Consider the following 14,551-nt stretch of genomic DNA (forward strand, 5'->3'; position numbering starts at 1 on the left):
CGTGCCAGGAACCGAGGAACCCTACTATGGCAGACGATGAAATCATTCTCGAGGACCTTTCCGACGAGGAACTTGTGCAGCAGATGCATGACGACCTCTATGACGGCCTCAAGGAGGAGATCGAGGACGCAACCAACATCCTGCTCAAGCGTGGTTGGACGCCCTACGACGTCCTGACGCAGGCACTGGTCGAAGGCATGCGCATCGTCGGCGTCGACTTCCGCGACGGCATCCTGTTCGTGCCGGAAGTTCTGCTGTCGGCCAATGCGATGAAAGCCGGCATGTTCATCCTGCGGCCGCTTCTCGCCGAAACCGGCGCGCCGAAGCTCGGCAAGATGGTGATCGGCACCGTCAAGGGCGACATTCACGACATCGGCAAGAACCTCGTCGGCATGATGATGGAAGGCGCCGGCTTCGACGTCGTCGACCTCGGCATCAACAACCCGGTCGAAAACTACCTGGAAGCGATCGAGCGCGAGCAGCCCGACATCCTCGGCATGTCCGCGCTCCTGACCACGACCATGCCCTACATGAAGGTCGTGATCGATACGCTGAAGGAAAAGGGACTGCGTGACGACTACGTCGTTCTCGTCGGCGGCGCGCCGCTCAACGAGGAATTCGGCAAGGCTGTCGGCGCCGACGCCTATTGCCGCGACGCGGCCGTGGCGGTCGAGACCGCCAAGGACTTCATGAAGCGCAAGCACAACCTGCTCGCTGCCGGCTGAGGCCTCTTCACGAACACGAAAGCCGGCCGCAGCAGTGACGCTTGCGGCCGGCTTTTTCATTGACGGTCATGAAAACGGTAGGCCTTTGCGACGGGGGCATCCGCCGCGGGGCGACCGGCGCGATCTGAACATCGGCGGCCGTTCCACGTCAAAGAGGACGCGGAGCACCGGGAATCAAAGCGCTGGCAAGATCGCCGCGCGGCAGGCTACGGACATCAGTTGGCGGCGTTGGCCACCTTCTTGCCGGCCGACTGTGTCGCGTTGACGGTGTTTGCGGTATCCTGACCGATGCCACGGATTGTGTTGCCGCAGGCGCTGAGCGTCGCCAGAGCGATCAGGATGACACTGACGGTCGCAACAGTTTGTTTTTTCATGACAAGCTTCCTTCATAATGGTGGGCAAGTGGAATCGAGATGGAAAAAGTATCGCGCACAATAGAACGCACACAACCGGAAAAAGTTCACGTCATCGGTTGCGGCGCAATCGCGCGCGAAATTCTCGCCATCTGTCAGGCAAACCAGCTCGACCATGTCGACCTCGCCTGTCTTCCCGCCATCTGGCACAACACACCCGACAAGATCACCCCGGGCGTCAGGGAGGCGATCGTCAGGGCGCGGCAGGAGGGCTTTCAGCGCATCTTCGTCGCCTATGCCGATTGCGGCACCGGCGGCCACCTCGACCGGCTCTGCGAGGAGGAAGGCGTCGAACGCATCCCCGGCCCGCACTGCTATTCCTTCTTTGCCGGCAACGATGACTTTGCCAGCCGCTGGGACGATGATCTGACGGCGTTCTTCCTCACCGACTTCCTCGCCCGCCAGTTCGAGGCCTTCGTCGTCGAGCCGCTCGGGCTCAAACGGCACCCGGAACTCAGGGACATGTATTTCGGCCACTACCGCAAGCTCGTCTACCTCTCGCAGCAGGAGGACGAAGCGCTGCAGGCAAAGGCGAAGGAGGCAGCCGACTATCTTGGCCTCGAATACGAATACCGCTTTACCGGCTACGGCGATCTGACGGCATCGCTCCGGAGCGCGTGATCCGGCAACCGACCAACGCCGCGATGTGGCCGAGACACAAAGAGCTGGCGTCAGCTCGCGAGCAGGATCGAAGCCTGCACCGTGTCGTCCGCAGAGCCTGATCCGGTCGGCCCGCGCCACGTGCCGTCAAAGATCGAGACGGTGTTGCGCCCACCCCGCTTGGCTTCATAGAGCGCGGCGTCCGCCGCGCGAAGCAGGTCTTCCAGAGAGGCTTCAATCGGCTTGCCCAAGGCAACACCAAGGCTCGCAGTGACGACCTGCCCATCGGCAAAGCCACGGTTGCGGATCCCAAGCGCCTCGATCGCCGCCCTGATCCTCTCGGCCACGTCGCTTGCCTGCTCCCGTTCGACATCGGTCATCAGCACCAGGATCTCTTCGCCGCCAAAGCGGAAGGTTTCGCCCGCGCCAGCAACCTCGCGCAGGATGCAGCGGCAGACGGCACGCAGGCAATCGTCGCCTTCGATATGGCCGTGAACATCGTTGAACAGTTTGAAGCGATCGATATCCAGCATGATGACGGCGATCGTGGCCGCGGCATCTTCCCCGCTCCAGATCGTCTGGCGAACCCGCGCCAGCGAATGGCGGTTGAAGAGACCGGTCAGCTCGTCGCGCTCGGATTTGCGCTCCAGTTCAGCGTGCAGCAGGCTACCGCGCAGCTGATGGAGGAAATTCAGCCGGTCCTTGTGCTCCATGAAGTAGGCGCTCATCGCCAGAAAGATCGTCAGCGTCACGTAGAAGGTGATGATGCCGGTATAGGTCACGTCGTCGAAGGAGCCGTTCAACTTGGTGGTCGTGAATTGTACGGCGCACATGAGCGCCAGACCGAGCACGATGGTGGCAAACCTTGGACGTAGAGCAATGACGAAGAACAGGAATGCGGCGACATTGCCGTTCTGATAGACGAACAGGTAGGGACTGCTGCTGAAGACCGCGACCGACATCGGCAGGGAAACCCCGAGCACGGCGACGGAGATGGACAACAGATCGTAGTTGCGGGCACTCGGCCAGCGCCTGAGCGCCAGTACGCTGATCAGGGCGAAGGGCGTGAAGATGCCGAACCGAACAAGCACGAGCTGCCAGAACACATCCGGCATCATCGTCGCGTCGCCGAAATACACGCTGTCGTAGATCAATGTCCCGATAACCGCCCAGACAACGGCGAGCCTGCCCCGGCTTGCGGCGTAGTCACGAAGGAAGGCCGCCTCGATAGCGGGCGCAAAACGCAGGAGTTTAAATCCGCGGCCGATCTGGCGGTCAACGTCTCCTAGCGTCACGACGCTCATCATCGGTTCTCCGGCCTTTTGAAACGGGCAACCGACTGGTGACACAAATAACTGAAGATGCCCTAAAGAGACGCCACCCTGGTTGATACCTGCTCAAGCTCAAGCACGTTTCCCTCGGGGTCCCGTGCATAAGCGATCAGAAATGGCTTTTCCGGCGTCCCGAAGTCGGTGATTTCACCGATCTGCACTCCGCCGGCTTGGATGATGTCCGAGAGCGCGGCGCTGATATCATCCATCTGAAATGACAGGTGCCCAAAACCAGGTTCGTTCACCCTTGGCTGATCCCGGTCATGCGTGACCTTGTGCTCATGTATCTCCAGGAAAGGGCGTTCGAGTTCGGGGAATTTGAGCCATATCGCGTATATCTCGCAGTTCGAAAGGCCATTGCCTCGAGAGACTTTTTCACCTGACAGCATCCTGGGTTCACGCAGGGGTTCGCACTTCAGGACATCGATGTAGAATCCCGCGAGCGCGCCCGCATCTCGGGCGACCAGGTTGATGTGAGCAAGTCTCATGACGGTTGATATCCTCGGCTATGAGGCAACCATATCCATTGGTGAAGGATGGCGAAAGACGTCGGTTCGGCGCGGACTGCGGTCAACGGCGCCATTTCATCCCGCCGAAGAGAGGGCTCGAAAAGAGCTTGATCGCGAGATGCCGATCGGAGATGCGCCAGTGGCGGGCCAACAGCATCGTGGCGACGTCGACCGCGAGGGAACTCTCCATCGCGGTCGAAGAACTGCGGACAGCATTGTGTTTACGGGCGGCTATCCGGCCTTCTTGACCGCCGGGATGACCCAGGAACCATCCAGGATGGATGGCGGACTGTCGTCGGGCCAGTAGAGCCGCATCATCAGGATGAATTTGTCCTTCGGCGCAGGCAGCCAGTTGGCTTCCTTGTCCGCACCGGGGGTTTCGTGCTGGATGTAGATATCCGTCGATCCGTCCGGATTTACCTTGGGGTTCTGCCGCGCGCTGATCGAGTAGCGGTTGATCGGGTTTTCCACGAAGAAATACTGATCGTTGTACATCGTAATCGACCAGAACCCTCGTACAGGCGGCAACTGCCCCTTGGGAAAGTTGACGACGTAGTTGTTCGACCCGTGATAGCTGCGAGCGATGAGGCCATCCTTCGACTTCAGTGACGTCGGATAGACCGCGTCTTGCGGACGATTGGCGCCAAGGCCGATGGCGGTTATCAGCGCGCGCTGGAGATAGTTGGTCCCGTAAATGCCGGTCGCGGTCGTGTAGCCCCAACCGTTGATGTCCTTGATATCGCCATCGCTGAACTTGAAGTGCAGCATGATGCGGTGGAAAGCGAACTCGGGAATGCGCTTGACGAATGCCGCATCCAGCTTGTCCTTGTCGAAGGCTTGGCCCGGAACGATACCGATCTGCGCGAACTTCGCGACCGTCCCGGCGTCCGCGGCTGTCGGCGGATTGGCCTTCATCAGTTCGCTCAGAAGGGTGAAATACTCGACCGCATCCATACCGTTGACCTGCTCGCGCACGGCGGTCTTCATGTCGATACCGGGGTCGACCTTGCCGGGCGGTGGCGTCCAGTCCTTGCCGTAAGCGCTGAGCGGCACGAGCTTGCACTGGTCCTGCAATGCGTGAACGGCCTTGTAGTCTTCCGGTGTACCGTCGCAATAGATGCGGCCGAGAATCCAGATCAGGTTCGTTGCCGACCTGTACTCGGTGACGCCGTCGGGCAGTTGACCCTGCCAGCCGGGGCCGGTGATGGCGTAGGATTGCGCGTCGCCGCCTGTCGTTCGTTTTCCCGGCACCTGGAACACCGTCGTCCATCCGTCGAGCATCGGAAACAGAAAGTAACGATCCTTCATGTCCGGGATCGAGAGTACCCACGGCTCCTCTTCGACATTGACGAACGCGGTCGTATAGAGCGTGTCGGCATTCGGCGCGGTGACGTCCTTGAAGGACGCGTTCGGATATTCGCGAAGCTTGATGATGTGGCCCATCGGGCCTTTGCTACCCACGGGCTTTTCGACATTGGTGACGACGCGGCGTGTTATTTCCATCGTCACCAGGGGGTATCCATAGATGTAGGCTTCGACCGCGAGCCAGAATTCGTCGGCAGCTTCGATCGGATCGATAAGCGGTGATTCAAAGGCATTCGCTGGTGAAAATGAAGCGCTGGCAAGTAAACCCATTGCTCCCATCGCGACGGCGCGTCGTGTCAGATCCATGTTCGCCTCCTATTTGCCCTCATGGCGCCAGGACGTTAGCACATGCTAATCAATACCACTAGGCATTGTGCACCGCGAAATCACATCCTGAAAACGCAAGGGCCGAATTCGGCTTTGCACTGGCGGACATCATAGCAAGCGTGCCGGTGCATCCGATCACTGAAAGCCAAATGGTTCAACGCGCATACGACGCCGACGGTCTGGAGCCCACGACAGCAGACCACGACCGGAAACGGCGCAAAACACCGATGCCGAAAGAAAAGAGCGTCATGATAACGCAATGAATGAACATATTTTTATGTAATTTCGAGCACCATCCCCCGAATGAACAATACGGATAAAGATCATTCCCGATATTACGCAACGCTGAATATCAACTTCAGAACAAAATTTACGACAACATTCCCAAGACAATAAGAATTTTTGGAGAATTGAACTTCGCGTCCATGAGTTTCACCATTCGATATTTTTTGGGAACCAAGTTCTGCCCAGTCCGTTTAGAAAGGACATATACCTTTCTGACGCTTCCTCTGCCGCCTGACAAATGGCCGTCTTTGCGCCGAGATTCGACACGCGGGAGCGTTCAATGACCAGACATATCAAGTATGAAAAAGAGGCACTGCTGCGCGGCTGGGATGCCGTCTACGATCTGGAAGAGTTCATTCTGGCCTACAGCCTGGCGCCGCTCGCGGCGCGTGAAATCTTCGCGAAAGCCGGCCCCCGCAGGCTCGATCTCGCTAACGCTATGGACGCCCGAAAGCTGGTAACGGCACGACACTCGATGATAACGCGCTTATGATCCGCGCTTGACTGATGTCGGTTGCCTCCGTGCGATATTGCGCGCAGGGTATTTGGTCGACAGCGATTGAAGCGGGCGCTGTCGCGAACGGGTCTATGTGCCTGTGCCCCAACAAAAGGAGGACGTCATGTCTTCCAGCCATCCCAAATATTATCTTGATGCAGACGACCTCAACCTGTTGGTCGAGGTGCTCACGGCCGCCGGCTTCTATGGAACCACGGCCAAGGCAGATCCAAGCGGAAGGAACGCCGCGACGCGCTTCCTGATGGCAGCGCTCGAAAACGGCATCAATAGCCGCGAAATGCTCGCTGCAGCGCTTGTCGAGCGTGGCAGCGCCTCGAACGGAGAGCATCAGACGCCGGCGCAGACGAAAGCCGAAGCGATCGATCGATGGGATGATGAAGGCGGCGCAGTCTCAAGCGTCCCCGAGATCTCCCGCCGGACCGCCCCTTGAACGTCAACGGGGCGGCCATCAGCCTCCTATGTTCCAAACGGGAGAATGCGATGCACACACTACCCAGCCTGACGGGCCACCATCTCAGCCCCAGCGAACTTTCAGTGGTGCGGCGGGTTTTCGAAGCGACCTGTTTGAAGACACGACTCCAGGAACGCGGCATACGGGCCGATCGCCTGGCGAGGTTCATCATGGATGAACTCCGGTTCGGCAACACCGATGAATCGTCTCTTCTCGAATGTGCCCTTTGGCACGAGACGCGGCGCATTCCATCCGCAGCCAAGAGCCATTCGATCGTCGACATCCGTACAGCAAGAACCCGCGAGGGCCGCGATCCCGGCCAAACGGTAAAAACGGGTGCTCCTCATCATCGAGACACTCGCTAGCCGTCTAGCCCCACGCAGCTAGCGCCGTCCTCCAACCATCTGACCTCAAATTACCTGGCCGCCCCTCACGGGCAGCCAGCACGACCAGGCACGTCGCCTGGAGCATGGCAGAGAACCCTCTAACCACAGGAGCCATCATGGCCAAGGAAATCAAAACACTGGACGTGCTTTTTCACAACACATTGAAGGACGTCTACTTCGCCGAGAGCAAGATCATCGACACGCTGCCGAAGATGCGGGATGCCGCCAAGAGCAAGCCGCTCAAGGATGCATTCATCAAACATCTCACAGAGACCAAGGTTCACGTCGAGCGGCTGGAAGAGGTCTTCAAGATCATCGGCAAGAAGCCAGAAAAGAAGACATGTGACGCCATCATGGGCATCACCAAGGAAGGCGCCTCGGTCATGGACGAGTACGAAGGCTCGCCCGCGCTCGACGCCGGATTGCTTGCTGCCGCACAGGCTGTCGAGCATTACGAAATGTCACGCTATGGCACATTGCGCACCTGGGCGCTGGAACTGGGCATGAAAGATGCCGCCAAGCTTCTTCAGACGACGCTCGACGAAGAACAGGCAACGGACATTGCTCTGACCGCGATCGCCACCAAGGTCGTCAACCAGAATGCAGAAAAAGCGGCTTAGCCCAAAAAGCTGGCTTGACCCTATAGAGCCGGCCAAAGCCTGAATCTCAAGCAGGCATCAAGCAACGAAGGGCGGCCCTGTGGCCGCCCTTCGTCAATCGGGCTTTAAGTGTCGGCAATTTACTTAGCGCGGCGCCAGACACCGTTGACGCCGTCACCCTTGACGTCTCCGGCCTTCTTATCTTCGGCATACGTATAAAGCGGCTTGCCGTCGTAGGCCCACATCTCCTTGCCGGCCGCGTCCTTGACCAGCGACCACTCGCCTTCAGCCTTCGATTTCGCGGCGGCATGGAACGCCGGCCACATCTTCAGGCAATCGGTGTCGCAGTTCGACTTGCCCTTGGTGTCCTTGTCGAACGTGTAGAGGGTCATGCCGTTTCCCGTGGTCATGACCTTGCCCACCTTCGTGTCGACCATCTTGGCCGGTTCGGCGGCATAAGCCGACCATGACGTAGCAGCGGCTACGCCCAATGCGATTAGAAGCGTTTTCATGATTTTTTCCCATCGGGGATGCCAGCGGAATGCCGGTAGTGCCCGAAGTCTAACGCACAGGAACGCGTAGCTTCAGTGGCGGTTCCATGACGGCACCAACTTGACGGGCTGAAAGCAAGCCCGCACCTGTGCAGAGACGGGCAGAACCAGACGAGCCCGCAGGTCGGCAACGTTCTATGATGTTCACTGGGTCAGGCTGTCAGACTGCGTTGTCGGCGCGGCCCCTGTGAACATGATCGTCGCAGGCCTGAATGCCCAGACCAGTAGGATAGTCATGGTGACGATGAGCAGAGAGAAAACGAGACGAGTTGACATGGCGCCTTCCTCCATATTCGGAGCACTGTGAATGCAGGTTGCAGCATTCGTCGCCGTTGTCAGGTCGAACTTTTCTGGCAAGGAGACGCGCGGGCGCCTTCCTTATGGCCTCGCGGTCCGTGCGGTTCAGGAGCATTTTCAGGTATCCGGTCGCCGCATAGCAATGGAAGAAAGTGTACCACATTTCTTGCTTGCGAGGGGCGGCGGAATTACCGGGTCAAACGATCAATTGCACGATATGGGAGAACGGCGTCATCGCCCACCGGCCGTTGTCGTCCTTGGCTGTTCTGTAAATGATGAAATCACGGCCGATGGTGAATTTCCCATGCATGGTGATCTCGTTACCTGTTGAGAGCACGGCTCGAAGCTCGGTTGCTTGACGTTTCTCAATTTGGTCACTGATCAAATCGGCGAGGACCTGATCCACGATACCAGGCTTTGAATCAATCAATGGACCACCCCCGATTTTTTTGAGACACCGTGCGGATGCGACGACGTCGGCACGGCAAACGTGACCACCCGGAACTTGCCGCAACTCATGTTTGAGCTTAGAGCATCCTGCTTTCAAGTGGAATCACCGGCCGCGGCCAAGATGCTCCGGAATCAACTTGGCGGAATGTCCCCGGTTCTGAACCACCCTCGCCCTGGCCAGGTGGCCCCCACCGTTCGCTCGGGAGCTTCTGGTGGTTCATCGCCACGTCGATCCGGTCTTCGTCGCATTCCAAGCCACAGAGAACAGCTGATCCCTCGGCGGAGAAAGCTGCAACTCCAGAGGGATATCGATCAAGCCGGACGAATAGCAGAGCGCACTTCGGCCAGCATGCACGACCGCCTCAATTGAAACTCAATCGACGCGCTATGGTAGAACCAAGTTGATTTGGCCGAATGTGGCTTTCGCGGTATCAGAACGTCGAACCGCCCCAATCCCCTAAATTCTCGACAGACAGCAAGCTCGGTTTCAGTGCTTGCGGCAAGCGCTTCGTGACGAGGCAGATCTCTTTCGATCCGTTTGTTCGTCCGCTCCATTGCAACGAGCATCATTCATCCGTCGGCAGCCAGCGCGAAAGTGCGCGACGGCTGTTCCTGCCGGTTGCTCTTACGAACGCTTGAGGAGGATCGAGACTACTATGAATACGCTCTCTTTCACGAAACGCATCATCCGCGGCCCGGCCGACGCACCGCCGATCCACCGTTTTCACGTTGGGCAGCTCGTGCGCTCCAAGGGGGCGTTGACGCGGGAATCGATGACCGGCGAAACCTACCGCATTACCGCGACCCTGCCGATCCGCGACAATGCGCTCCAGTATCGCGTGCAGAGCAGCCGCGAAATCCATGAGCGGGTGACGGATGAGGGCAATCTCGAAATGATCGTCGGCACCGGCAAAGATGGGCCAGCCCTCGCCGAACGGACGTTCAGGCGAACGCATATCCTGTAAGGACCAATGTGCAGGCCATGCGACGGGTTCAGCCACAGGAGGCGATCATGAAGTACCACATACCGGCTCAGATCTACCTCTTCGACTATCGTGGTCTGTTTGCCTGGATCGCCGTTGCGGTCGCCATCGCTGTCGTCATTGCCACGATCCTTTTTGGCCGGATCCTGTGACGGCACATCACGAAGCCGAACGCCTATCCGCACTCACCACCCGGCCGACCGCTTGCCGCGGCGGTCTATAGCCTGAAAGGACCATCCCATGACGCTGAGCTTCCCAAACCAAAGCCGAAGTTTCGACGATACAAGAAAAGCCGTTCGCTTCCTCGGCCACGATGGCATGCTCGAGGTGCCCTTCTACGTCGAGGCGGAAGCACTCGCCCACGGCGCACCGACCCGAACGACCGAGGCGGCCTGCCTGAACGCGTTCGACGCCGCACGCACCAAGATCTACGACGTCGCAAAAGCAGCCTACGCCCACGGGCGCCGGACGATCTATGTCCTGACGGCCGCGGACTTCCGCTAGGATCAACACCACAGCACATCGCCGGCCTGCAGGCCAAAACCTGTATCGCCTCCGATGGGCCCGTCCTTAAGCCGCCGGTAACGGGGCAGCCGCCATACCTGTTGCGAGCAACGCATCAGGGACCGGCATGGCGGACGCACAACACGAAACGAACACAACCGGCAAACAGCCGGGCCGCGTCGTTATCATGACGGCAGGCGGTGAAAATCCGTGGGTCATGATCAATGCGCTCGCCGCGCGTTTTGACGATATCGTCGTTCTCCAGGAACAGCCGGAATCCAAGGGACTATTCCTGCGCCGGCGGGCACGAAAGCTCGGCTGGCCGATGGCCCTCGGACAACTGGCGACCATGGTTGCCTCGCGTTTCGGCAAGCGCTTTACCCGGAAGCGGGCGCACGAAATCCTGCGGCTCTACGGCGCATCGGCAACACCCGACCCGCGTGTGCCAGTGCGGCAGATCCTTTCGATCAATGACAACGAGGCGGTCGCCCATATCCGGCAGCTCGCGCCAGGGGTCGTCTTTCTCATCAGTTGCCGCATGCTGAAGCCGGCGGCCCTGGCGCAGATCCCCTGCCCTGTGATCAATTTCCATGCCGGCATCAATCCGCGCTATCGCGGCCTGATGGGCGGCTATTGGGCCCGCGTCAGTCACGACGTCGGCAATTTCGGCGCGACCGTGCATCTGGTGGACGAAGGCGTCGACACCGGCAGCATCCTCTACCAGTCGCGCCAGACGCCTGATCCCCGCGATACCATGCACACCTATCCGCTGCTGCAGACGGCCGCTTCGACCGACATCGCAATCGCCGCCCTCGACGACGCCCTCAAGGGCCGGTTGCGGCCACTCGATGTCGCAGGCCCGTCGCAACAATGGTATCATCCACCGATCTGGACCTGGCTATGGACCGGAATTCGGCGCGACATCTGGTAGGAAAAACACCCGCAATCGACCGCTGGTCGCTTGCCGCATCTGGCCGCCCGCTGGCCCTTAAGACCCTGAAATTTCTGGTACTCCCCAGGCGATGGATATCCCGAAGCGCGGGCTTGTCCGCATCGCCGCAACGCGTAGAGTGCCAGGGGCTTGCGACGTTCTGCGCCGGCGTCGTTTTTGGACATATCCAACGTCGTGGCGAGATGAGCCACGACGCCCGGACATAAGCATTGTCGCAGGAAGAGGAGAACGACACCCGATGGCAGATCGCATAATCGTCTACTGGCGCGACATCCCGGCCCAGGTCATCATCAAGAAGGGCCGCACGACCGCCAAGCGCGAGCTTTCGCTGCGCTTCACCGAGGCGATCGACATGTGCGCCATGCGCACGGGTGCCGCCGAAACCGACGACTACCTTGCGGAATGGCGTAAGGCCGAGCCCGAGCCTGTCTCCGACGACCTGGAGGCGGAAGCCGATCGCGCCGCCGCCGAACTCGAAGCGGCCTTTGATCGTGAACGCCTGGTCGCGCTCGTCAAATCCGGGGGCCGCGACAATGGCTGAGCCGAAGGTTGCAAACGCGGCGGAGGCGAAGATCGTCAAGGGCAATGCAGCGGCCGCCGCCAAGGCTGCGACCGGCGCCTTTACGCCATCAGGCGTCTCGCCGAGCCGTCGCTCGCGCCACAAATACACGGTTCGCCTCTGGGCCGTGCGCAACTCGCGCTTCCTCGAATGGTTCTACAACCGTTTCGCCGACCTGTTCCTGCTTCTGCATCCGCTCTGGAACGCGATCGGCTACGGACGCGTCGAGCGGCCGGTGACCTTCGTCGAACGCCACGTCAAAGGTTTCCTGTTCGACTGTCGCATGTGCGGCCAGTGCGCATTGTCGTCGACCGGCATGTCCTGCCCGATGAACTGTCCGAAGCAGTTGCGCAACGGCCCCTGCGGCGGTGTGCGCGCCAACGGCAACTGCGAGGTCGAGCCGGACATGCCCTGCGTATGGGTGCAGGCGTGGAAAGGCTCGCAGAACATGACGAAGGGTGATGCGATCCTGAACGTGCAGAAGCCGGTCAACCAGTCGCTGCGCGAAACCTCCTCCTGGCTGCGGGTGACGGCCGAAGCGGCTGCCCGGCGTGAAGCACAGGCGAAAGAGAAGCAGGCATGAGCCCCGATTACAATCCACACGATCCAGGCGCCCCGCTCGACCCGCTGCCCGGCCACTCCTCTCGCGGGCGGCTCGAGCGCGTGCTGCGCCGCGGAGAGTTCGCCGTGACCGCCGAGCTCAACCCGCCCGACAGCGCCAACCCGCAGGATGTCTACGAGCGCGCGGCGATCTTTGACGGTTGGGTCGACGGCATCAACGCCGTCGATGCCTCCGGCGCCAACTGCCACATGTCGTCCGTTGGCATCTGCGCACTGCTGACACGCATGGGCTACGCCCCGATCATGCAGATCGCCTGCCGCGACAAGAACCGCATTGCCATCCAGGGCGACGTGCTCGGTGCGTCCGCCATGGGCGTGCAGAACGTCATGTGCCTGACCGGAGACGGCGTGCAGGCCGGCGACCAGCCGGGCGCCAAGCCGGTCTTCGACCTCGATTGCATGTCGCTGCTCGAAACCGTGCGCATCATGCGCGACAATTCCAAGTTCCTGTCGGGCCGCAAGTTGACGACGCCGCCACAGGTGTTTCTCGGCGCCGCCATCAACCCCTTTGCCCCGCCCTACGACTTCCGCCCCTACCGTCTCGCCAAGAAGATCGAGGCCGGCGCGCAGTTCGTGCAGAGCCAGTACTGCTTCGACGTGCCGATGTTTCGCGAATACATGAAGAAGGTGCGCGACCTCGGCCTCGACGAAAAATGCTTCATCCTCGTCGGTGTCGGACCGATGGCGTCGGCCAAGACCGCTCGCTGGATCCGCTCCAACGTGCCGGGAATCCACATTCCCGACAGCATCATCGCGCGGCTCGAAGGCGCGCAGGACCAGAAGAAGGAAGGCAAGCAGCTCTGCATCGACATCATCAACGAGGTCAAGGAGATCGAAGGCGTCTCCGGCGTCCACGTCATGGCCTATCGCCAGGAAGAATATGTCGCAGAGATCGTGCATGAATCAGGCGTATTGAAGGGTCGCCAGCCCTGGAAACGCGAAACGCTGCCGGCCGATGCGCTGGTGGCCGAACGGCTGGAGCACATTCGCGAAGGCAAGGAAGAAAACCAGCAGGAGATGGCAGGCGCTGCAGCCCACCACCCCCACTGAAACAATTGAAGACACACCGGCGCCGGCAGACCCGGCCGCTTTCATCGATCACGGGTGAGACAACGAAACCCGACGCCACAGGATCAAAGGATCTTACATGACCCGTACCATCGTCGCTTCCGCCACCCGCGAAATCATCATCGGCTTCGACCAGCCCTTCTGCGTCATCGGCGAGCGCATCAACCCGACCGGACGCAAGAAGCTGGCCGCGGAGATGATCGAGGGCAATTTCGACACCGTCATCAAGGACGCGCTGGAACAGGTCGCCGCCGGCGCAACGATGCTCGACGTCAATGCCGGCGTCACCGCGGTCAACCCGAACGAGACCGAACCGCCGCTGCTGGTCAAGACGCTGGAAATCGTCCAGGGCCTCGTCGACGTGCCGCTGTCGATCGACAGCTCGGTGTCGGCCGCGATCGAGGCGGCGTTGAAGGTGGCCAAGGGTCGGCCACTGGTCAATTCCGTCACCGGCGAAGAGGAAAAACTCGAGGCGATCCTGCCGCTCTGCAAGAAATACGATGTGCCTGTCGTCGCGATCTCCAACGACGAGACCGGCATTTCGATGGATCCGGACGTGCGCTTCGCCGTTGCCAAGAAAATCGTCGAGCGCGCCATGGATTACGGCATCAAGCCGCACGACATCGTCGTCGATCCGCTGGTGATGCCGATCGGTGCGCTGGGCGACGCTGGCCGGCAGGTGTTTGCGCTTCTGCGCCGTCTGCGCGAGGAGCTGAAGGTCAACACCACCTGCGGCCTCTCCAACATCTCCTTCGGCCTGCCGCATCGCCACGGCATCAACGCCGGCTTCATCCCCATGGTCATCGGCGCCGGCATGACGTCCGCGATCATGAACCCCTGCCGTCCGCAGGAAATGGAAGCCGTTCGCGCCGCAAACGTTCTGAACGGCACCGACGCCAACTGCACCAACTGGATCAGGACCTATCGCGACCACAAGCCGGCAGAAGGCGGCCATGCCGTGGCGGCGGCAGCGGCTCCGGCAGCCTCCGGCGGCCGTCGCGGCGGGCGCGCCGCGCGCACCGGCGGGGCAGCAGCAAGCGAATAGGTTTTCGCCCTGC

General features: G+C 60.3%; 20 protein-coding genes. 14 read left to right on the forward strand and 6 right to left on the reverse strand.

Features of this window, described 5'->3' with window-relative positions; all coding sequences use genetic code 11:
- The first annotated feature begins 26 nt into the window (after positions 1-26).
- Positions 27-725: a corrinoid protein gene (locus AC07UR_RS10605; RefSeq protein ID WP_077503856.1), complete on the forward strand. Its 699-nt coding sequence runs from the start codon at positions 27-29 to the stop codon at positions 723-725.
- 215 nt (positions 726-940) lie between these two features.
- Here AC07UR_RS10605 and AC07UR_RS10610 read toward each other — a convergent pair whose 3' ends face one another.
- The gene (locus tag AC07UR_RS10610; RefSeq protein WP_173420298.1) at positions 941-1,099 is read right to left on the reverse strand and encodes an entericidin domain-containing protein; all 159 of its coding nucleotides are present in this window, start codon (positions 1,097-1,099) and stop codon (positions 941-943) included.
- 39 nt (positions 1,100-1,138) lie between these two features.
- Between AC07UR_RS10610 and AC07UR_RS10615 the strand changes: the two genes are divergently transcribed.
- Positions 1,139-1,759, forward strand: a complete 621-nt coding sequence (locus tag AC07UR_RS10615; RefSeq protein WP_209791403.1) for a DUF1638 domain-containing protein — start codon at positions 1,139-1,141, stop codon at positions 1,757-1,759.
- 50 nt (positions 1,760-1,809) lie between these two features.
- Here the strand turns inward: AC07UR_RS10615 and AC07UR_RS10620 are convergent, their stop codons facing one another.
- From AC07UR_RS10620 to AC07UR_RS10630, 3 genes are all read right to left on the reverse strand, one after another.
- On the reverse strand, positions 1,810-3,042 hold the full coding sequence (locus tag AC07UR_RS10620; RefSeq protein ID WP_209791404.1) for a GGDEF domain-containing protein: 1,233 nt from the start codon (positions 3,040-3,042) through the stop codon (positions 1,810-1,812).
- 62 nt (positions 3,043-3,104) lie between these two features.
- Positions 3,105-3,557, reverse strand: a complete 453-nt coding sequence (locus tag AC07UR_RS10625) for a VOC family protein (RefSeq protein WP_173420301.1) — start codon at positions 3,555-3,557, stop codon at positions 3,105-3,107.
- A 252-nt stretch (positions 3,558-3,809) separates the two neighbouring features.
- Positions 3,810-5,249 carry a DUF1254 domain-containing protein gene (locus tag AC07UR_RS10630; RefSeq protein ID WP_209791405.1) on the reverse strand — a complete coding sequence of 480 codons (1,440 nt, stop codon included), beginning with the start codon at positions 5,247-5,249 and terminating at the stop codon, positions 3,810-3,812.
- A gap of 586 nt (positions 5,250-5,835) precedes the next feature.
- Here AC07UR_RS10630 and AC07UR_RS10635 point away from each other — a divergent pair.
- The 4 genes from AC07UR_RS10635 (at position 5,836) to AC07UR_RS10650 (ending at position 7,529) form a co-directional block, all read left to right on the forward strand.
- Entirely contained in the window at positions 5,836-6,048 is a 213-nt protein-coding gene (locus AC07UR_RS10635; protein ID WP_173420303.1) for a hypothetical protein, read from the forward strand.
- A 127-nt stretch (positions 6,049-6,175) separates the two neighbouring features.
- Positions 6,176-6,502 (forward strand): hypothetical protein, encoded by a 327-nt coding sequence (locus tag AC07UR_RS10640; RefSeq protein ID WP_209791406.1) that lies wholly within the window; start codon positions 6,176-6,178, stop codon positions 6,500-6,502.
- A 50-nt stretch (positions 6,503-6,552) separates the two neighbouring features.
- Positions 6,553-6,888, forward strand: a complete 336-nt coding sequence (locus AC07UR_RS10645; RefSeq protein WP_173420305.1) for a hypothetical protein — start codon at positions 6,553-6,555, stop codon at positions 6,886-6,888.
- Positions 6,889-7,025: 137 nt separating this feature from the next.
- Positions 7,026-7,529: a YciE/YciF ferroxidase family protein gene (locus tag AC07UR_RS10650; RefSeq protein ID WP_173420306.1), complete on the forward strand. Its 504-nt coding sequence runs from the start codon at positions 7,026-7,028 to the stop codon at positions 7,527-7,529.
- Between the two features lie 119 nt (positions 7,530-7,648).
- Here AC07UR_RS10650 and AC07UR_RS10655 read toward each other — a convergent pair whose 3' ends face one another.
- Positions 7,649-8,020 (reverse strand): COG4315 family predicted lipoprotein, encoded by a 372-nt coding sequence (locus AC07UR_RS10655; RefSeq protein ID WP_209791407.1) that lies wholly within the window; start codon positions 8,018-8,020, stop codon positions 7,649-7,651.
- A gap of 532 nt (positions 8,021-8,552) precedes the next feature.
- Positions 8,553-8,783, reverse strand: coding sequence for a hypothetical protein (locus AC07UR_RS10660; protein ID WP_171986890.1), 231 nt, complete (start codon positions 8,781-8,783; stop codon positions 8,553-8,555).
- 679 nt (positions 8,784-9,462) lie between these two features.
- Between AC07UR_RS10660 and AC07UR_RS10665 the strand changes: the two genes are divergently transcribed.
- From AC07UR_RS10665 to AC07UR_RS10700, 8 genes are all read left to right on the forward strand, one after another.
- Entirely contained in the window at positions 9,463-9,771 is a 309-nt protein-coding gene (locus tag AC07UR_RS10665) for a hypothetical protein (protein ID WP_173420308.1), read from the forward strand.
- 47 nt (positions 9,772-9,818) lie between these two features.
- The gene (locus AC07UR_RS10670; RefSeq protein ID WP_268833748.1) at positions 9,819-9,941 is read left to right on the forward strand and encodes a hypothetical protein; all 123 of its coding nucleotides are present in this window, start codon (positions 9,819-9,821) and stop codon (positions 9,939-9,941) included.
- Between the two features lie 88 nt (positions 9,942-10,029).
- Complete coding sequence (locus AC07UR_RS10675) at positions 10,030-10,293, forward strand: DUF1488 family protein (protein WP_173420309.1); 264 nt, start codon at positions 10,030-10,032, stop codon at positions 10,291-10,293.
- A gap of 127 nt (positions 10,294-10,420) precedes the next feature.
- Positions 10,421-11,224 (forward strand): formyl transferase, encoded by an 804-nt coding sequence (locus tag AC07UR_RS10680; RefSeq protein ID WP_209791408.1) that lies wholly within the window; start codon positions 10,421-10,423, stop codon positions 11,222-11,224.
- Between the two features lie 259 nt (positions 11,225-11,483).
- Positions 11,484-11,786: a virulence factor gene (locus tag AC07UR_RS10685; protein WP_077503872.1), complete on the forward strand. Its 303-nt coding sequence runs from the start codon at positions 11,484-11,486 to the stop codon at positions 11,784-11,786.
- Positions 11,779-12,387 (forward strand): methylenetetrahydrofolate reductase C-terminal domain-containing protein, encoded by a 609-nt coding sequence (locus AC07UR_RS10690; RefSeq protein WP_209791409.1) that lies wholly within the window; start codon positions 11,779-11,781, stop codon positions 12,385-12,387. The genes AC07UR_RS10685 and AC07UR_RS10690 overlap by 8 nt, the downstream gene beginning before the upstream one ends.
- Positions 12,384-13,475, forward strand: a complete 1,092-nt coding sequence (locus AC07UR_RS10695; protein WP_173420312.1) for a methylenetetrahydrofolate reductase — start codon at positions 12,384-12,386, stop codon at positions 13,473-13,475. The genes AC07UR_RS10690 and AC07UR_RS10695 overlap by 4 nt, the downstream gene beginning before the upstream one ends.
- A 97-nt stretch (positions 13,476-13,572) precedes the next feature.
- Positions 13,573-14,538 carry a methyltetrahydrofolate cobalamin methyltransferase gene (locus tag AC07UR_RS10700; RefSeq protein WP_077503875.1) on the forward strand — a complete coding sequence of 322 codons (966 nt, stop codon included), beginning with the start codon at positions 13,573-13,575 and terminating at the stop codon, positions 14,536-14,538.
- Positions 14,539-14,551 lie beyond the last annotated feature (13 nt).

The sequence above is a fragment of the Ensifer sp. GW821-FHT05G01 genome (assembly GCF_059419585.1).